General features: G+C 42.5%; 20 protein-coding genes, 2 pseudogenes and 1 riboswitch. Of the genes and pseudogenes, 6 read left to right on the forward strand and 16 right to left on the reverse strand.

Annotation, left to right across the window (positions count from 1 at the left end; all coding sequences use genetic code 11):
- Positions 1-16: 16 nt before the first annotated feature.
- The 14 genes and pseudogenes from RCG23_RS06470 to RCG23_RS06535 all read right to left on the reverse strand — a co-directional run bounded on the left by RCG23_RS06470 (position 17) and on the right by RCG23_RS06535 (position 9883).
- A pseudogene (locus RCG23_RS06470) lies at positions 17-921 on the reverse strand (fumarylacetoacetate hydrolase family protein).
- Positions 922-1026: 105 nt separating this feature from the next.
- Positions 1027-1725, reverse strand: coding sequence for a type II secretion system F family protein (locus RCG23_RS06475; protein WP_308179051.1), 699 nt, complete (start codon positions 1723-1725; stop codon positions 1027-1029).
- Between the two features lie 26 nt (positions 1726-1751).
- Positions 1752-1946, reverse strand: coding sequence for a hypothetical protein (locus tag RCG23_RS06480; protein WP_308179052.1), 195 nt, complete (start codon positions 1944-1946; stop codon positions 1752-1754).
- A gap of 4 nt (positions 1947-1950) precedes the next feature.
- Positions 1951-2910, reverse strand: coding sequence for a type II secretion system F family protein (locus RCG23_RS06485; RefSeq protein ID WP_308179053.1), 960 nt, complete (start codon positions 2908-2910; stop codon positions 1951-1953).
- A complete protein-coding gene (locus RCG23_RS06490; protein ID WP_374049844.1) occupies positions 2907-4232 on the reverse strand; it encodes a TadA family conjugal transfer-associated ATPase in 1326 nt (441 codons plus the stop codon). The genes RCG23_RS06485 and RCG23_RS06490 overlap by 4 nt, the downstream gene beginning before the upstream one ends.
- Before the next feature lie 104 nt (positions 4233-4336).
- A complete protein-coding gene (locus tag RCG23_RS06495; RefSeq protein WP_308179055.1) occupies positions 4337-4699 on the reverse strand; it encodes a CpaE/TadZ family protein in 363 nt (120 codons plus the stop codon).
- Complete coding sequence (locus RCG23_RS06500) at positions 4696-5199, reverse strand: CpaE/TadZ family protein (protein WP_308179056.1); 504 nt, start codon at positions 5197-5199, stop codon at positions 4696-4698. The genes RCG23_RS06495 and RCG23_RS06500 overlap by 4 nt, the downstream gene beginning before the upstream one ends.
- A 25-nt stretch (positions 5200-5224) precedes the next feature.
- On the reverse strand, positions 5225-5917 hold the full coding sequence (gene cpaB, locus RCG23_RS06505; RefSeq protein WP_308179057.1) for a Flp pilus assembly protein CpaB: 693 nt from the start codon (positions 5915-5917) through the stop codon (positions 5225-5227).
- Between the two features lie 9 nt (positions 5918-5926).
- Entirely contained in the window at positions 5927-6844 is a 918-nt protein-coding gene (locus tag RCG23_RS06510; protein ID WP_308179058.1) for a TadE/TadG family type IV pilus assembly protein, read from the reverse strand.
- A gap of 13 nt (positions 6845-6857) precedes the next feature.
- Positions 6858-7241: a TadE/TadG family type IV pilus assembly protein gene (locus RCG23_RS06515; RefSeq protein WP_308179059.1), complete on the reverse strand. Its 384-nt coding sequence runs from the start codon at positions 7239-7241 to the stop codon at positions 6858-6860.
- Positions 7207-7755: an A24 family peptidase gene (locus tag RCG23_RS06520; protein ID WP_308179060.1), complete on the reverse strand. Its 549-nt coding sequence runs from the start codon at positions 7753-7755 to the stop codon at positions 7207-7209. The genes RCG23_RS06515 and RCG23_RS06520 overlap by 35 nt, the downstream gene beginning before the upstream one ends.
- A 103-nt stretch (positions 7756-7858) precedes the next feature.
- The gene (locus RCG23_RS06525) at positions 7859-8035 is read right to left on the reverse strand and encodes a Flp family type IVb pilin (RefSeq protein WP_308179061.1); all 177 of its coding nucleotides are present in this window, start codon (positions 8033-8035) and stop codon (positions 7859-7861) included.
- Positions 8036-8057: 22 nt separating this feature from the next.
- Entirely contained in the window at positions 8058-8390 is a 333-nt protein-coding gene (locus tag RCG23_RS06530; RefSeq protein ID WP_308179983.1) for a DUF192 domain-containing protein, read from the reverse strand.
- A gap of 99 nt (positions 8391-8489) precedes the next feature.
- Positions 8490-8575: riboswitch (cyclic di-GMP riboswitch) on the reverse strand.
- Between the two features lie 228 nt (positions 8576-8803).
- On the reverse strand, positions 8804-9883 hold the full coding sequence (locus tag RCG23_RS06535) for a DUF418 domain-containing protein (protein ID WP_308179062.1): 1080 nt from the start codon (positions 9881-9883) through the stop codon (positions 8804-8806).
- Positions 9884-10049: 166 nt separating this feature from the next.
- Here RCG23_RS06535 and RCG23_RS06540 point away from each other — a divergent pair, with 166 nt between their 5' ends.
- From RCG23_RS06540 to RCG23_RS06565, 6 genes are all read left to right on the forward strand, one after another.
- Positions 10050-10271 carry a spore germination protein gene (locus tag RCG23_RS06540; RefSeq protein WP_308179063.1) on the forward strand — a complete coding sequence of 74 codons (222 nt, stop codon included), beginning with the start codon at positions 10050-10052 and terminating at the stop codon, positions 10269-10271.
- 26 nt (positions 10272-10297) lie between these two features.
- Complete coding sequence (locus RCG23_RS06545; protein ID WP_308179064.1) at positions 10298-10513, forward strand: spore germination protein GerPB; 216 nt, start codon at positions 10298-10300, stop codon at positions 10511-10513.
- A gap of 45 nt (positions 10514-10558) precedes the next feature.
- Entirely contained in the window at positions 10559-11155 is a 597-nt protein-coding gene (gene gerPC / locus RCG23_RS06550) for a spore germination protein GerPC (protein WP_308179065.1), read from the forward strand.
- 14 nt (positions 11156-11169) lie between these two features.
- Positions 11170-11349: a spore gernimation protein GerPD gene (locus tag RCG23_RS06555; RefSeq protein ID WP_308179066.1), complete on the forward strand. Its 180-nt coding sequence runs from the start codon at positions 11170-11172 to the stop codon at positions 11347-11349.
- A 134-nt stretch (positions 11350-11483) separates the two neighbouring features.
- On the forward strand, positions 11484-11744 hold the full coding sequence (locus RCG23_RS06560; protein WP_308179067.1) for a spore germination protein GerPE: 261 nt from the start codon (positions 11484-11486) through the stop codon (positions 11742-11744).
- A 20-nt stretch (positions 11745-11764) separates the two neighbouring features.
- Positions 11765-11983, forward strand: coding sequence for a spore germination protein (locus RCG23_RS06565; RefSeq protein WP_308179068.1), 219 nt, complete (start codon positions 11765-11767; stop codon positions 11981-11983).
- 45 nt (positions 11984-12028) lie between these two features.
- Here RCG23_RS06565 and addA read toward each other — a convergent pair.
- A pseudogene (gene addA / locus RCG23_RS06570) lies at positions 12029-15800 on the reverse strand (helicase-exonuclease AddAB subunit AddA).
- Positions 15793-19260, reverse strand: coding sequence for a helicase-exonuclease AddAB subunit AddB (gene addB / locus RCG23_RS06575; RefSeq protein WP_308179069.1), 3468 nt, complete (start codon positions 19258-19260; stop codon positions 15793-15795). Before addB ends, addA begins: the two are co-directional and overlap by 8 nt.
- Between the last annotated feature and the right edge of the window lie 126 nt (positions 19261-19386).

A 19386-nucleotide genomic window follows, 5' to 3' on the forward strand; every position in this document is an offset into this window, starting at 1 on the left:
TTTTCTTCTTTAGAGATCAATTATTATGATGAGAAATGACATTTTTTAGTGTTCCTATACCCTCTATTGTTATTTCGATCTTGTCTCCAGGTAATAAAAATTTAGGCGGCTTGAAGCCTTTTCCAACCCCCGCTGGTGTTCCTGTGGCGATGATATCCCCCGGTTCAAGCATCATGCCCTGTGACAGAACTGATATAACTTCCTCAAGCGGGAAGATGAACTTGCTCGTAGACGAATTCTGCCTGATTTCATCATTCACAATGGTTTGTATTCTAAGATTTCCAGGATTCTTAATTTTATCTTTATGGACGATCCACGGACCCATCGGGCAGGAGGTATCAAGACTTTTTCCAATAAAAAACTGCTTATGCCTGGCCTGAAATCTCTTGCAGTAATGTCATTCAAAATGGTATACCCAAAAACATAGTCCATTGCTTCTTCCCTGCTAATGGCTTTTCCTTTTTTCCCAATAATGACTGCCAGTTCTCCCTCATAATCGAGTTCCTTCGTTACGGCAGTATGATTTTGCACCTCCGCATTTGGACCTATGACTGAAGTAGTGGCTTTTGTAAATACCATTATATGTTCGGGAATATCGGCAGCACTGCCCATTTCAATCGCATGGTCTGCATAATTCTTTCCGACACAGAAAATATTCTTGGCTGGCCTTGCAATTGGTGCGAGAAGCTCCACTTCTTTAAGAGGGATATAAAGTTTCTCTTTTTCTGGCTTGCTTATTAGCTCGATTACCATTTCTATAAATCTTTCACCTAACTGGATGCATTCCAGCAATGATGCCGGGAAGTCCTGTTCTCCTGAAACCGTTTCTTCAGACTGTTTTAATGGCAAAACTTTAGTACCCTCTTCATTCATCAGGCCGACAAATGTTCCATTTTCATTTTTTGCCGTTACAAACCTCATCCCTGCACCTCTTCCCAATATTTTATTTAAAGTAAAAAGGCAGCTGCCAGATTTTTGCGGCCGCTACCTTTAATTTTATCAATTCAACCTGGTACCTGAAAAGTTTCACTTTTGAAAGGTTTGCACAAACTGAATAATTGCAGGGCCCAGCAGGACAATAAACAAACTTGGAAAAATAAAAATAACAAGAGGAAACAGCATTTTGATTGGTGCTTTCATCGCTTCCTCTTCCGCTCTTTGTTTACGCTGTTCCCTTACCTCAGCAGATTGAACCCTCAGGACCTGCACCATTCCTATCCCCAATTTTTCTGCCTGCAAAATGCTGCTAATAAATGTCCTTATTTCATCAACACTAAGCCTGTCACGGATACCAGACAGTGCTTCTCTCCTTGTTTTCCCAAGGCGGATTTCCTCCAGGCAGCGATGGAATTCATCAACGATGACACCCTCTTTTTTTGAGACCACCTTGCTGACGGCCGAATCAAATCCGAGCCCCGCCTCAAGACTTACGGTAAGCAAATCCAATATGTCAGGAAGTTCTTTTAATGCTTTCCGGTTCCTGCCCTTTGTTTTTTGCTTCAAATATAGATGGGGAGCGGCCAGGCTTAGCATCAGTCCCATCACTGCAAAAATTGGAATTAGGGCAGTTCCTGATTTGAGGAGGACTGCATAGCCCCCGAAAATCAGGGGCAACACAAGGAAAAGGGCTGTTTGCAGAAGCCTGAAATCCACAGCGGTCATCCCCATCGGGCTCCCTGCCAATTGTAGCTTTTTCTCAATCCTTGCTTCCTTCTCCCCTGGCATTCTTTTTTTAAACCCTCTTTTAAAATCTAGGAAAAGGGACTTAATAAATCGACTGTAAAAAGCAGGCTTCCTTTCAATCCCTCTATTTTCTTCAGGCTGCTGTTTTTCGCCAGTAACGAAGACATTAAGCCGCTTTTTGACACGGCCTTTTTCTCACTCCCATTTAGAAGCAAGCCGTAAATCAGCATTGAAATTGTCATAAAGAAAAATAAAAAGACCATGGTCTTACACCTCGATGGTGGTTATTTTTTTTATCATAATAAAACCGATAACTCCGGAAGTGAAGCCTGCAGCCACCATCAACAGGCCAATTGAATTATGAAAAAGGGTACCAATATAGCCAGGCTGGATAAGATATAGGACCAGGCCAAGTATAATCGGAAGCAGTCCAATGACAATTCCGGAAAGCCTGCCCTGTGCCGTAAGAGTCATGATTTGGCGCTGTATTTTATTCCGGTCCCTGATGGTTTCAACAATTTTATCAAGTACGGTTGCAAGATTTCCTCCCACTTGCCTCTGAATCAGGATCGCCTGAATCATTAAGTCGAGGTCTTCGCTCGGCATCCTTTCCTTTAAATCATTTAATGAATCCTCAAGGCTGCTTCCATATTGCATTTCCTTTAATACCGAGTCCATTTCATCTTTAATTGGCGTACCTGCTTCTTCAATGACAGCCTTTAAAGCCTGAGGGAAACTGAAACCAGCCCTTAAAGAACCAACAATGGTGGTAATCATATCTGCCAGACCATCATTAAACTTTTCCACACGCTCTCTTTGCTTTTTACGTAAATACCATTTCGGAAAAAAGAAGCCTAATGCAAATCCAACCAAAAGCAGGAGCCATTTTCCTGTGAACAAAACAAAAAGGCAGCCGCACAATGCCGTCGAAATCCATTGAAAAATGATATATTCTTCCGGCTTAATCGGTAATCCTGATCTGGCCAGCTGGGTTTCAAGCTTAGTATTTTTTTGCTTAGATAATAAACTTTTCCTTATTCTTTGTTTTGCCAATTGATAATGTGAGAAAATCCTCAAATGATTGCTCTTTAACTTTTCATCAGAAACTGATAAATATCTCTTCATCCTTTTTTCGACTCTCTGATCGGAATGGACAAAGAACTGCAGCATAAAGTAGAAAAAGAGAAAAGAGGTGAACAGAAAAAAGGAAAGGATTATCAGCGTCATACTCCCCACTCCTCTGCTTCAATAAATACGCCTGCCGGAATGTGAATGCCAGATGTTTCAAGTCGCTCATAAAATTTGGGACGCACACCCGTTGGGACAAGCCTGCCAATTATCTTCCCCTCCTGACTGACCCCTTCTTGCTTAAAAGTGAAGATATCCTGAAGCACAATGATATCCCCTTCCAAACCTTGTACTTCTGTAATACTGACGATTTTCCTCGTTCCGTCCTTTAAACGGGTTTGCTGGATAATCACGTCAATTGCTCCTGCAATTTGCTCTCTTATTGCCTTAACAGGAAGCTCTACCCCCGCCAACAAGACCATCGTTTCCAGTCGTGCAATCATATCACGGGGGCTATTGGAATGCCCGGTTGCAAGGGAGCCGTCATGGCCAGTATTCATTGCCTGAAGCATATCCAGCGCCTCACCACCCCTGACCTCACCTATGATAACCCTGTCAGGTCTCATCCTTAACGAATTTCTTACCAGATCCCGGATAGTAATGGCACCTTTGCCTTCAATATTAGGCGGCCGCGATTCCAGTGAGACGACATGATCTTGCCCGAGCTGAAGCTCAGCTGCATCTTCAATTGTGACTATCCTTTCATCTGTTGGGATGAAATTGGAGAGCACATTTAAAGTGGTTGTTTTTCCTGAACCTGTCCCTCCGCTGACAAAAACATTCAGCCTTGCCTTTACACAAGCTTCAAGGAATATTGCCATTTCTTCTGTAACAGTTCCGAATGTAATAAGATCCTCGATTTGAAATGGATCCTTTGAAAATTTTCGGATTGTAATAGTCGGCCCATTCAAGGCAAGAGGGGGGATAATCGCATTTACACGTGATCCATCAGGGAGGCGGGCATCGACCATCGGGGAGCTTTCATCTATTCTTCTGCCGATTGGGGAGACAATTTTATCAATGACGCTCATGACATGTTCATCATCCCGAAATTGAATCGAAGTCAGCTCTAATTTCCCTTTCCTCTCACAGTAGACCTGATTCGGTCCGTTTACCATTACTTCTGAAACATCTTCATCAAGTAATAAGGGGTTTATCGGCCTAAAGCCTGTGAGGTCGTTCGAAAGCTCATCAATTACTTTTTTCCGGTCGATCTGTCCGCGGAAGGATTCATCCTCCTTAATTAGCTCAAGCGCCATCGCTTCAAGCTTAGGAATGATTTCCTCTACCTCTTCATCCTTCATTTCCTGAAGAATTTTTTTGTGGAGAAGGTTTTTCAATTCCTGGTGCTTGTCTGTTTTCCTTGATCTTGCCTGCTCCTTTGAACTTTCCTTGCCTCTCTGGTCACGAAAGGCCGCCATGATGTCTATTTTCGTAGAACCGGAATGTAAACCTGGATTGGATGGATCATTCAAGGGTTCCCCGCTGGTCTGTTGCGTCTTTTCCTGAATCCGGTCTAATAGGCTCATGTGTCCGATCCTCCTTTACTGCGTTTTCGTGATAGCCATTTCGATAAGATTGAAACGTGTTTATTAGTTTGAATAAAACTTATTTCCCTTCTTGACGTAATGAGTTCAGCCATTTTGAAAACCCCTTTAGCTACCTCTGTTTTCCCTTGATTCATCACAAAAGGAATGCCTATATTTAGTGACTGGGAACAAACTTGAAAATCATTCGGGATATAAATAGGATCATCTTCTCCTAATATTGCAGCGGCATCTGATGCCTGAATGACACTATCCATGTTGGCCCTGTTGATTACCACCCTCACTTTGGGGCGAAGGCCAAGAATATCGAACGTTTCAAGCATCAGCTTCGTATTTTTCAATGCTGCCATTTCCAAATTGGTGACGACCAGGACCTGATCGGCCTCTCCACCAAATTGATGGTTTGCTCGCCCAGCCCGGCGCCTGTATCAGTTATCACAAAGTCATGCCTTGCCAACATTAAATCGAGAATCTTATTTACTGCCTCTTTCGTCACAAGATCAGCGAATTCAGGGCGCTCAGGAGCAGGCAAAACCTTTACACCGCTATCATGGCTGCATAAATAGCCGCCGAGACTATGTTCATCGAGCGATTCAATCCCTTCAATCACTTCCTTGATTGTAAAGGTAGACTGCAGATCCATTGCCAGGCTGACATCACCAAACTGAAAATCTCCATCTAAAACGGCTACAGAAATATTTTTCTTAAATAACGCCAATGCCAGATTCACTGTCAGAATGGTGCGACCAATTCCACCTTTTGCACTGCAAACGGCTATCATTTCCCCGCGTTTCGAAATTGTATTCGTCCCCACTGTTTGCATTTCGTTATGGCCTGTCATGAATCGTCACCTTCCATGTTAAACATTAATGATTGTGGCTTGAAGCATTATCTTCCTTTATTACTGGCCGTTTATGAAGGATGAAATGAATATTTCCCTGTTCAGAAGCATTAACCAGTTTGAGAGCATCCTGAGGTTTCAGCTCGAGTGTTACAGAACTGTATTCTGCATATGGCTCCTTTTTATCATCCGGTGTCAAAATTTTTCTGCCTACTGCCAGTACCCTTGCCTTTTCCAGCAGAATAACAGATACCACTGTTCCCTGAAGCTTGTTTCCCCTCGAATATATAACATCTACTTCATCTTCCGGCTCCATCAAATTTGAAACCGACTGGTTGAAGTTAGCACCTACGGAAACTGCCCGGTAGTCCTCTCTTACTTTCCGGGAAACATAGATGGTTTCTTCCTTTTCAGAGACAAGCCTATGTGTAAGAATGGGTTCACCTTTGGCAATCATTGACGTCGCCGTCTTTCCGACCGCCTGTTCAGTTGTTTTGATGGTTTCCGGCAGGACATTTTTTTTCGGGATATTCACCACTTCAAGCTTATCTGCTGTAATTTTTTCATTATTTTGTATTTCTTCCTTAGCTACCACGACGGATACCGTATGGGTGGTCGATACCTTTTCAGCATTAAACTGCTGCATATATTTAAAAAACAAAAATGTAGTAATAATACCCATTACCAACGCTAATAGTAAAACTAATTTGGATCGCAATCTTTTCACCTACTCCGTTAATCGAATGCTGTACGCCCCTTTATCCTTGCTTGCCTCATCATAAAATCCTGTTCCTGCTCTTTTTATAAACATTCCTCTAATTGACGTGTCTTTCGGATCCATGGGATCTGTTATATAAAAATAGGCAAAACCGGTAATTTTGATGCTTTTCATTTGATTCTCAGTAAAGTTATACGGATGGTATACAGGTACAAGAATAATTCTTGAACAATCACGGTCATTAAAGTCTCTCGGCATTTCGGGACACCCATTAATTCGTTCCTGGATCACTGTCCGGGTCTTCCCTGCTATGTTTCCTGTCTGAGTATCGATAATATCGCCGACCTTCAGTTCATCCTTATACCCTTTGCTTAAATTTTCCTCATATGTACTCGCCCCTGGGCCTCCCAAAGCAAGGATTCCAAAGTTTCCGTACTCCACTCCTGAAGAATCCACCTTTAATTGATAGGTTTTATAAAATTCCAAAGGTATGCTGTCGTCAATACCTAATGGGGCAGCCCCAATCGCCCTGCCCATCTTCCCCAGTTCAGCCGCAGCATGGACACTGACATCCATCTCATTAAAGCCAAACAATTTTGCAAATGTAAGCTTTACAGGTTTTGTTAAATCAATAGAGACCTTCTTTTCCATCGTAATTTCCAGGTTTCTCAACGAAGCCGTTTCTTTATCTGTTTCAAGGATCTTTTTGACAACGCCATCCACTTCCTGTTGATTGTTCATCAATTCCTGTGCACCCGACAGGACGGCAGCATTCGCTGTTTTTTGCATGGCACTTTTTGTCATATAGACAAGGCCACCGTCAATTGCAAGCCCCGCCATGCCCAGCAGCCCCATTAACATAAGAGCAACTAAAACGATGGCATTTCCGGCTTCGTCTTTAACAAACCTTCTAAGAAAACAACCCACAGCTTATCCTCCCTCATTCAACCCGTATGGTTGACTCGGTTTCAATATCAATAGGATTTGGCAAAAGCTCGGAAATGAACGGGGTGTTCAGCCTAAATGGATAATGGAGCCTGACTGTAACATAATCACCCGAATGTCGATTTGATTCAGCAGGAGTGATATCCACTCTTAAGCTTGATACATTACCAAGTTGAACATAGTGATGGGCGAAATCAATAATTTGTGCATCCTTTTTTCCCAGCCCTCCCATTCTGACTGTTTCCTGGGCGGCCATATGCAAATGTGCATATGAATACATGAGCCGGCCGAAATCAATGATGCCAGCTAATAACAGAAGAAGGACCGGCAGCAGCAAGGCCATTTCAACAAGCGACTGGCCCCGTTCGTCCTTTATCATAGAAAAAGCCCCCCTGCCTGAATGTCTGAAATATTGCTCCGGCAGCAATCGCAATCCCGTAGGGGAAAACCGTTTTGAGCCCTTCTTTTTCGTTCGGAAGCGGAAGCTTTACACCATTGGTGAGCCCATGTACGATGTACATTGCCTGCATAATTCTAGCCTTTGTCCCCTTTCTAAATAAAAGGACGATTATTGCCATAATTCCTCCTGCAAAAGCCATATAGAGCGAGGCCATCAAAACAAATTGAACTCCCTTTATTGCCCCGATTACAGAGAGCAGCTTTACATCGCCCGCCCCCATTCCTCCAAGAAAAAAAGGAATCAGCAATATGCCCAGCCCAACGACTGTTCCCTGCAGTGAACCGATCAGCCCAGATGTTCCGTCGACTACAAGATGAAGGATCCAGGCAGCGCACAAAATAGGATATAGAATAGAATTATAGATTTTTCTTTCTCTTATATCTGTTACAACACAAATGATCAATAGAATAAATAATAAATAATCAGACCACATCCCCGTACTCCCTCTCTGTAAGGATGATTGTTTAAATGATTAAAAAAGCTGCCACGTTTCCTAAACGCAAGGACTCTTTTGCCTTTTCTTTTATTCTCTAATATTAGTTATTTCGGTTTGTTACTGCATCGGTAACTGAAGTAAACATAGCTAGGATCTGGGTACGTAATAATGCCAAAACTCCGACTACCGCAACCGCGATAATGCCTAAAACTAAACCGTATTCTGTCATGCCTTGTCCCTGTTCTTCAGTGAATAATTCCTTCATTTTCTTCATCATGTGTAATACCCCTTTTCTTTTTTTAATTAATAGATAAATAATGCCCAACTTTTGTTTCTGTTTCACGAATGGTACCTGCCGGCAATTCCAGCACGGAATGTGCACGGCTCTGGTACTTCCCAACTGCTGCAGGTCTTACCGTTTCGTCCATGCCTACAACTTCCAGTTCTTCATTTAAATAAAGAACATCAATGGAATAATTCATAAAAAATGTGTGGATGGATCGGCAGGGTTTAATCAACAAGCCGTGCCCTGTTGGCAAACTTTCCGTAAACATCAGCCCTCTTAATCTTTTAAAAAAAGAATCGGCGATGGATACTTGGTTTGCAATTTCGATACCGTTCGACAGGTTCACGAGCTTCAAGCGTTTCACCTCCAGAAAATAAAAATGACCCCGCCTTTACCGAAAGGGGGGTCATGAGCAATGCTGCACAACGATGAAACGCCCTTGTCTTTCGGTAACTGGCTGGCATAGCGCGATGCGCCTTAGCCCCTGTAGCTTTGCGTCACTGATTTTCATCAGCTTTGCCTTTATCGAGACTCAGCGTTTGACAAATTCCGACTGATCTCTTACTCAAATAATAAAATTTTTCCAACTAATAAAATATCCTCCAAAACTATCATTTTATTCAAAAAATCATAGGCATTTCGCCTTGTTTTTAGGGGAGGATACTACTATCAAAATTCAATATTCTGGATGGGATTTTTGTTACTTCTGTCTTTTCCAATTCGGTTTATGCAAATAAGTGGCATATCTCCACACCCATTCTACCGGCCATTATAGAACCTTTTGACCCAATAATGACTAACCAGGAGCTCAAAAGTAAACAGTCCAGCAGCCAGCAACGTCCCGTTTAATACGGAACTCTGCCCATAATACCCGAGCCCATAATGATAAAAAATAAGCGTTGATACAATCGACTGAAATAAATAGTTCGTCAAGGACATTCTGCCAACTGGAGAAAATACCTTAAAAAATCTTAGAAAAGTTTTCTTTTGCATCAGCCCGAAAATCCCTGCCGCATACGAAGCTCCTAATATCGGACCGCCAAAGATATCCTGAACAAAATGGGCGGCAAAGCTCCAGCCGATTAGATAAGGAAGGCATTTTATTAGGATTCCAGTAACGAAGAATGCAAAAAAAACCTTCTTTGTATCATAGCGCCGTTCAAGCCAGCCTGAATTGGCGAGAGATACTCCAATTAAGAAAAAAGGGAGAATGGTTGTGAACAGAAGGACTAAGGAAAAAAAATTATTGGCCGCAGCCCAATCATGTATTCTCTGTACCGTTATTGCCTGGAAGCTCCCGTGCCTGTAAATCTCCAAAGAAACTGCAGCTGCTTTGGAATTTGAAAATAAACGGGGTTGTCCACTGTCAAAAAATGCGAGCAGACTTAATAAAATATTAGGAATCGTGTAAAACATTATCCCAGCAGACATTATCTTTTTGGGCGGTAAAGTCAGGAAGACCAACGAAATACATCCAATAACTGCATACTGAATCAATATATCGCCATGCCAGATGAGGAAGGCATGTATGATTCCCAATAATAATAGAAAGGTAAGTCTCCGGACCGCAATCCAATAAAAGCTGTCACCCTGTCTGAATGCCTTTTCTCGAAGCCTTGAAAGACCAACACCGAACAAGAAGGAAAATATCGGAAAAAAGCTGCCCTGAAAAAAGATATCAATAACAATAAAAACGGTTCGATCAATCGGTTTGTCCCACCATGAAATGGGATCGATATATAAAAATGGAGAGTGAAAGGAAAGCATGTTAACAAAAAGAATCCCCATCACCGAAAATCCCCGCAGTACATCTAAATATAAATTCCTTGTTTCAGCCATATTCTGACTCCCTTGCGTTTGTTAAACTCTCTGTTTGGATTATATATTATTTAAACCATATATTCATGGGCATGGGTATTTCACATCTATAGAATTAGGCTTTTTTATCACCAAATGTTTATTGGCACATACGATAATAAAGAAATATAAAAGAAGGGTGTACTCTATGCCAGCAATTGTAGGAGTAGCACAAGTGATGTCCATCGGGAGCAGTGCTGTATTCAATATTGGGGATGTTTACAAAATCATGCCCATTTCCAACTCAAAGACCTTTTCTGGTGCCGGTTCCTTCAATACAGGTGAAGCTTTAAGAATCAAAAACGAGGTAAACAACACCAATACACAAGACCAGGATCAAATCGATCAGGGTATCCTTTTCAATGCTTAGGAAAAATGAATTTACAGGTGATTCGAATGAATTTTTATATTCAACAATCCATTCAGATTAATTTTATAAAAATTGGCGGTATTTCCAACTCAAGTGTTTTTCAAATTGGCAGTGCAGGCATTATTAAACCTACTTCCAATCTTTATAATACTGGCGGTTTTAAAGAGCCTGCCCCGGTGCCTGCAAAACCTGGTGTTGGTCCGACTTCTCTGCAACTCGCCCCGTCAGTTCCCTTGAAGTAAACTGACTGTCCCAGCATTTTAAATCCATTAATGAGGTGGTATGGAATGTATCAGGATTTTTACGACTATATTCGTCAGCTGCACCTCTTTATTGAATCGCAGGAAAAGAGAATACGGAGGCTGGAAACACTTTTGGAACAATCGGTAAATGACATAGCAGAACTGAAAAAAAAACCCTCTATAAATGTTGATAGAATCGAATATAAGTTTGATCAGTTAAAGGTTGAAAAACTGGATGGAACCTTAAATATCGGTTTAAATCCATCTGATATGCAAGGAATTGAGGATTTTGCCGTTGGAAACCAGGCTATTAATACTCCGATGCAGCCAGCACAACAAATGAGGGGAGTTATGGAGATAGAGGATGAGATCGTAAATTTTGTAGACTCAGAAGCAGAGAGCCTCATCTCTTCCTATGGGGAAAATTTCAACAAAACCGTAGATCCTTCCTATCACGCTTTTATTAAAGATGATATTAAGAAGCAGCTGCCGGGAAGAATCGAATTTTACTTTAATAAAATTCCGCTTCAAAAGCGCCAGCCTGAAAATGAAGCGGAGAATAAACAGAAGGTCATCCAGCAATTGAAATCGGACATTGAAAAAGGGATTGAAGCTTTTATTCGTAATCTTCCTGATGTATGAAAGGTGTGATGTAAATGGAATTTCATGTGTATAACAGGGATATATGTGTAGGCACCCTTAAAGTAAACGGGGTTGCAAGCTCATCCATGATATTGGTTGGAGATACGGAAACAATTCAATTGGCTTCTACCTTCGACACACCTGCAGAATCACTTATTATCGGCCCATTTGTGCCGCTGCCTCCACAGGGATGAGGCGATGTTGAGCAGATTATCATCCGTTCAAAGCTTAAGTGCAAAAATCATCTCCTTTTCATCTGTTATTCAAATTGGCGATTCATCATTCATCAATGCTTTTTCTGGCCCTTGCTGTTCAAAGAGAGGCAGAGATGTTTTTCGGGAATGAAGGCAGTTTTGATTATCCAGTATTTACAGAGCCAATTCCTCTGCCACCGATAACTGAACCATTTCGAATGTACCGCCAAAATATCAATCCCGTCATTCGCGTATCCTCTATCGACCTGATTGGTGCGACTGCAGCCTCCGTTATCCATATCGGAAGCACGTGCCATGTCCAGCTTGAAGCAAGGATAAAACATATCCGCCAGCTGGGTGAAGAAGGAAAACAAGCCGAGAAAAAAGAAGAATAAAAGCTACAGGAGGTTTTTTAATGCCCGCCATAGTAGGTCCTGTACAAATTGTGAATGTTAGCGGTGGGATTGTACAGTTCGGAGATGCAGCGTTTATCTCCCCCAAAACCGCTTCAAAAACCTTTCTAGGATCCGGAGCTTTAAATACGGGAGGACTGGTTATCACAAATAATGGCTTAAGCTCCACCGGTGTCCTTGATACAAATCTGATTGATCAGCCGATGGCTGGAAATAACTAAAAAACAGCGGGAACCTTTATGGCATCCCGCTGTTTGTGTTTAATGCTATTCGATTTTCAATAAATTTGCCCCATCAAAGAAAAACAAATACTTTTCATGAACAGTCCGTTTCCATATTTTCTCAAGTGCTTTCGTATATAAATTTATTTGCAGTTTATATCGCTCTTCCAGAATCGGTTTGACCTGTTCAAATCCATTCTTAAAACGCCCCTGAATTGTGTCGGATTTATAGTCGACCAGGACAATCCCATTTTCATCCTCAAAAACACAGTCTATTACCCCTTGAACAAAAATGGCTTCATTTTCATCCTGCCAATCGAGGTACACCTCCTTGGCGGGTAAGGACATTGTAAATGGTATTTCCCGTTTAACCCATTTTGCCCGCTGGATTCGCTGGCCTAATTCTGAAGAAAAGAATTGGACGATTAGCTGCGGATCAATGATTTCCGTTTGCTCGACTGTCAGCAGTTCTTTTTCTATCATCGATGACAATAGCTCGTGAATGGCCGGAATGGTTGGAGGATCTGCCAAATCAATATGCTGCATCACCATATGAAAGGCCGTTCCCCGCTCCGCAGGGGTCAATGTTTTTTCCTGCATAAACCTTGGGCGATTTAAAATAGTCTTTTTGAATTTCCTTAAAAGGTCGGTGCCGCTATGTTCATCTATTATTTCGCGATGTCTTTTCATCTCTGAAACAGATTGTTTTGATCTATGGATTGAAGCATCACTATATTCATATTCCCAGGAGAGAACCTGCTTCACCTTCTCTGCAAATGGAGACTCTACTGGCATATGCCCGCCTTCCTCTACCACCTTCATAAAATCATCCTGTTCAGCTTCCTCTGCCTGTTCAGCTATTTTTATATCCTTAGCGTTAATCTTCGTAATTTTCCAGCGTGAAGGATGTTCCATGATTTCTGCCAGTGCTAATTCACTGTTAAAACCGACCTGATTCCTTACATCGGCACTATCACGGTGGCGGATAAGTGAAAAGCCGACCCAATCCATATAGCTGGTAGCAGCCGCCCTTTCATAATCCTTTAACAACCATTCAGAATGAGAACCAGCCTCGCTCCATTGCTGCAGTTTCTTATCTGCATCCTTAACGGATGCCACAAGGAACAGCTTTTCCTTCGCACGGGTGAGAGCAACATAGAGAACGCGCATTTCCTCGGCCAGCATTTCCATTTTCTTTTTTCGTTTAAATGCAATTTGCGGAAGTGATGGATAGGAAATCCGTTTTTCAGGATCAACAAACTTTGCAGCAAAGCCAAAATCCTTATCGATTAAATAAGACTTTCTTATATCCATCTGGTTGAATTGGCGGGATAAGCCGGCAACAAATACAACAGGGAACTCCAACCCTTTACTGCTATGGATGGTCATCATTCTGACTACATCCTCCTGTTCACCAAGGGCCCTGGCTGCACCGAGGTCGTCGCCTCTCTCTATCATTCTTTCAATAAATCTTAAAAACCGGAAAAGCCCCCGAAACGATGTTTCTTCATATTGGCGGGCCCTGTCATATAATGCCCTGAGATTTGCCTGCCGCTGCTTTCCACCAGGGAGCCCACCGGCAAAATCATAAAACTTTGTATCTCTATAAAGCTGCCAGATCAAATCAGACAATGAGCTTTGCCTTGCCATCCTCCGCCAGCTTTTTAAAGCCTGGGTGAAACGGGCTGTTTTTTCTTGAAGACTGTCTATTTTATCTGGAGTCCTGCTTTGGGTATACGATTCCACTGCTTCCCAGAAGCTTCCACCTTTATTTTGGATACGAAGCCGGGCAAGCTCTTCCTCATTCAAACCGACAATAGGCGATCTTAATACCGAAGCAAGCGGTATATCCTGGTAAGGATTATCGATCACCCGGAGCAAAGAAAGCATGATTGCAACCTCGGTCGCCTCAAAATATCCCGTTGATAAATTGGCGTAAATCGGAATGCCCTGCTGTTTAAATTCCTCCATAATTTGAGGAGCCCATGTCATGGATCGAAGCAGGATAACAATATCCCTGTACATTAAGGGGCGGCTCGAATTGGTTTTAGCATTGAAAACCAGGGCTCCTTCTTCAATCAATTCCTTGATCTTGCCTGCCATTATTTTTGCTTCCAGCTGGGATTGCTCGAGATCACCTTTGTCAAATTCCACAGGCTCTTCTGGAGCTTCCTGTACATCCGATACTTCCTCATGTGATTCGCTCCGGTCAATCAACAGCAATTCCACGGGATGGGATTCATCGGGATACGGCGCTCCTTTTTCAACTCGGCCGCATCATCGTATTCTATTTCCCCTACTTTTACGCCCATGATTTGCTTAAAAATATAATTGGTACCGTCAAGCACTTCTCCTCGGCTTCTGAAATTTCGTGAAAGGTCAATCCGCAATCCAGATCCTTCACCGTCTGATTTATAGCGGTTGTATTTTCCCAAAAACAGATTAGGCTCTGCCAAACGAAAACGATAAATCGATTGCTTAACGTCCCCTACCATAAACAAATTTCCTGCTTCTAGCTGACCCTTTGCCACCAACTTCAAAACCGTCTCTTGAACCATGTTCGTATCCTGGTATTCATCGACAAGAACCTCTTTGAATTGGCTCCGATATGCCAGTGCAGCTTCAGAAGGAAGGAAATCCCCCTCTTCTGTTATTGATTCAGTTAAGATCGCCAGGCAGTAGTGTTCCAGGTCGGAAAAGTCGACAAGCCCTCTTTCCCTTTTAATATCACCAAATTTTACGGCAAAAGACCGAACAAGTGAAACAAGCGTGCCTATCAGGGGAAGCATTTCCTCCATATCACGTAGGAAGCTTTCCGGCCTTCTTGAAAACAGTTCGTCTTTAAGGCTGCTGACTATTTTTTTAGCTTTATCCCTCAGCTTTCCGCCTGGTCGACTAAATTCTTATCAAATTCATCACCCTTACAAGTTTTTGCGGTGCTGAATTTGTATGTTTGCATCGCGTTATAAAGGGCATTCCACGAATCTATTTTTGCTCCAATCATCGTGTCGATAATCGCCAGGTCATCAAGATAGTTTACTGCTCTTGGAGCAGGTCCACCTGGAAGCCTCGATAAATCCAGGGCTTTTTCAACCAGCTGCCTTGCTCCTTCAAGCTGAAGCTCTATATCGTAAAGGAGCGCAGGCATGAATGGCAAATCATCCACTGCTGTGTCAGGGTCGACATTGTACATTTCTGCAATCGATTGTAAATACTGCTCAGGCAGCGGATTGGACATTGAAAAATCATAAATGAATCGGACAATGTCCTGCAGTGCTGAATCGCTCCTGTCGCTTGTAAAAGCATCCACCAGCCTGAAAAAAGCTTCGTTGTCTTTTTTTCCGTATTCTTCTTCAAAAAGTTCATCCATCATTTCGTCTCTTAACAGTTGTGCCTCTGTCTCATCGGCAATCCTAAAGCCAGGGTCGACATCGATTAAATAATAATACTTTCGGATTACCTCCAGACAGAACGAGTGCAGAGTCGATATCGAAGCTTTATTTAAAAGGCTCAGCTGCTTTCTTAGATGACGGGATTTAGGGTCTGCCTGAATTGCCTTCTCCAGCGCCTCTCCGATCCGGTGGCGCATCTCGGCAGCAGAGGCATTTGTAAAGGTTACGACCAATAATTCATCGACATTGACAGGTTCTTCTGCTGACAATATTTTTTGGATCATCCTTTCGACCAGGACAGCCGTCTTTCCCGAACCTGCTGCAGCTGCTACAAGAATATCCTGATCCTTAGACATAATTGCCTTCCACTGGTCATCTGTCCAAGTCACATTTTCCGGCTTTGGCGGAATATAAAGTTTAGCCATGATTTTCTGCCTCCTCCTTTCTTATTAAATCCAAAACGGTCTCATTTGATTTCTGTTGGAGTACGCGGAAATGGTTGTCACCGACCGATTCATCAAATTGACAAACTGATTTATAGGAGCAAAACGCACAAGGTTTTTTATCCTTCATTTTATATGGGGAAATATTGACTTTTCCATCGATAATTTCATTACCTGTTTTTTGATAAATATCCCTAACATAATGCCTTAAATGCTCAAAATCATCCTTGCCCGCTACCTTTGAACGTTTTGACAGCGTACCATCTTTTTTAATGCCAGCAGATATGATCTGCGAATCTCCGGTCTCAAGAGAGTTGTCCATAAGCTTGATTACATTTTGATCTTCAAGTAAAAGGCCGTTCATTTTAAACTTTTTTAAAATTTCTTCTTCAATCTGGTCGACTGTAAGCATTCTTGTCGAGTTGATGATTGGGTTATGGACATGGAAGTAGAGAACCCCCGCCGGTGTTGCTTCTACTCCTGCCAAGTTCTTTGAATGTGTCATTATAATGTCCAGATACGTTAACATTTGAAGTGCAAGTCCATAATAGACTTCACTTAAGTTCAAGTCTTTTTCACTGGATTTATAATCTATCACTCTTAAAAATACTCCGCCGCTCTCGTCTTCTGCTTTATCGACTCGGTCAATCCGACCGATAAGCTGCATTTTCCTTCCGTCTCTTAAAGAAAAACCAAGCGGAGGCAGATCACCTTTGGGACCGAATCCAAGCTCAAGTCCAATCGGCGCAAATCCGCTTACTTTCGCATGCTCACTTAAAACGAGTGAGGCCCTTGTAATGATTTGTTCTAATTTCCTCTTGATATAATGGTTTCTTTCTGAACTTAGCAGGATTTCATTTTGCAGCCTTGGAGCAAGAGAACCTACAGCCTGTTTTGCGAGGCTTTCACATTGATTCCTTGTCAGGCTTGCCCACGAAATATGCTCCTCATTTACAATCTCCGATATCTGCTTTAATGCCGCATGGAAAAGCTCGCCAATATCAGGCGCTTCAAGTCGGAATACCTGTCTGTCGCGAAGCCTTAAGCCGTGCTGGACATAATGTGAAAAGGGACAGCTGTTGAAGAGCTCCATTCTCGATACACTGCCCTGAATATCTTCACCGTACAGTTCGTCTGCCGCTTCCTTCGAGAGCTGTACTGTGTTGTTTGTATAAAACAAACTCGAAAGGACCTTTTGAGCCCCTGTTTTTAAGCTGCTATCCATATAAAAATTATATACATCCCACCAAAAATCAGAAACGGGATAATTCCTTTTTTTCAATTGCAGCTGAACAGTCAGATAGGACAGGGCAGTATTGACATTGGATATAAAGCTTAACTGTTCTTTAGCAGGCAATTCTGCCGGGTCTGCCGCATAGAAATGCTCCTGGCGCTGCGGAAATAATTCTTTTAGCCTATTAATATAGGAGGATGGCAAAAGTGCTTTACCTTCGGAATTTGACATTGGGTAGCTGACGAAAAGCATATCAGAAGGAGTGGTCAACGCTTTATAGGCAAGAAAGGCTTCATCCAGCAGGCGTGTCCGGCTTCCCGGTGCAACTTTTAATCCCTGCTCAAGCTGTTCCCTGTCCTCATCTCCAAGGATGCCATTCTCCTGCATTTTTGCCGGAAGGACTCCCTCATTTACACCGATAACAAAAGCGGCTTTTACATCAGACAGCCTTGACTTCTCCAAGTCAGCAATCAGCACCTGGTCCAGCGCCGGAGGCACCAGAGAAAAACGAAGTGACTCAATGCCAGCTTCCATAATGGAGGCAAACTGCTTTATCGAGACAGATTCTTCACCAAGTATTTCTACGTATTGGTCCAATAAATTAATGACAGCATTCCAAACCTGATCATGCTCCCGTGCTTTTACGAGATTGCCTACCTCTTCAGCCTGGTTTTTCCATTGCTCAAGCTTTGAAGGTACATCTAGTTCTTCAAGATAAAGATAGACTGCTTCACAAAATTTCCGTCCGCTGTCTGCCCTTTTAAGGCGCCTTGAGAGACGCAGAATCGGTGCTGTCACCATCAGCCTCAGTTCATTCAGTTCCTGTTCGAGTTTTTTTTCCGCACCAGTCTGGACGTTTGTCTCCATTTCAAGGCCTCTGAACCTTTTATAACCCCATCGATCCTTTTTAGTCCATTTATCTCCTTTAATCCCATATGCAAGGACATAGTTTTCAAGCTTGTCCATCTGTCCCCTGAGTTTGTCTGCATTTTCCTGGAGCGGATATAAAAGCTCTGTTTTTACTGCACGGAAAACGGGTTCATAACGCCAGTTTGCATTAACAATTTCGAGAGTTGACCTGATCAATTCAACAAGCGGATGATTAAGCATGGTTCTTTTTTGATCGATAAAGTAAGGAATTTTATAATCATAGAACACAGGTTCAAGTATGTCATGATAATCCTGCCCATTTCTCACCAAAAGGGCAATATCCCGGTAACGATATCCTTTTTCTCTCACAAGGAGCTGTATCTCCCTTGCTATTCCTTCCACTTCTGCCCTTCTATTTGCAGCCCCGCAAATATGGATTTCAGTTTCTCCTTCAAATGGGAGGTGAGGAATTGACTCGAACTGAGCCTCTAAGTATTCCAGCGATGGGTGATTCCATCTTTTTTGTCCAGACAGATGTACTGGCTGCTCCATTTCAATGCGGTGTGTTTTTGCGAGTTCGCTAATCGACTGCCACATTTCTCCGGCCTGCCGGAACAGATGTAGTTCGTCAGAAATATTCCCTTCAAGACTGTCTCCCGTCAAGGCAATAGTCACTCGTTTGCAATTCTTCATCAATTCCGCAATAACGCTGTATTCCTGTGGGGTAAAACTGTAAAAACCGTCAATGTAAATCTCTGCGTCTTTCAAATAATCCGAGGCTGCAGCCTTTTCGGAAAGCAGACGAAAGTAATCCTCTGAATCTATATATTTGCCAAATGTAGCTTCTTCAAAATTCTTATAAATAATTTCAAGATCATGCAGTTTATCCTGAAGTGATTTTCCGCTTACCGTTCCAAGCAGTTCCTCCGGCTTAACGCAGTATCGTTTAAATTCCGTAACCATCTGCTCGACCTGCTGAATAAATCCGTTTTTATCTGCAGCCCTCTGAAAAAGGGTTAAATGTTCTTTTTGGTCCTCAATAATCTTTCGAATCAACATGCTTAGGCCGACACTGTCCAGGTGGTAGCGGCTGAATCCGCCAGTTTCCTGAAGAATCCTCCATGCTAGGCGAGAGAAACTGTATACCTGTGCCCTGATCATTCCGCCTAATTCGCTGTCGGCTGTCAGGCGATATTCAGATAAGAAGGTCATCTGTTCTGGAACTAAGTAAATAATTGGCGGACCATCCGGATGCTCCAGGAGCATTTCCTTTATTTCTTTCAGGCACAAAGCGGTTTTGCCGCTTCCAGAGCGCCCCATCAACAATCTTAAAGACATGATATTACCTCCGCTTTCCACTCGATCCTTGTCTGTTTTCAATAACTTTATTTTAACATAAAAAGGGGTACAAATGTTTGGATATAGATTCATCATTTTAGGGAATTATTGTTAAGAGAATGGAAC

It is taken from the genome of Neobacillus sp. PS3-34 (assembly GCF_030915465.1).
Taxonomy (GTDB): domain Bacteria; phylum Bacillota; class Bacilli; order Bacillales; family Cytobacillaceae; genus Neobacillus_A.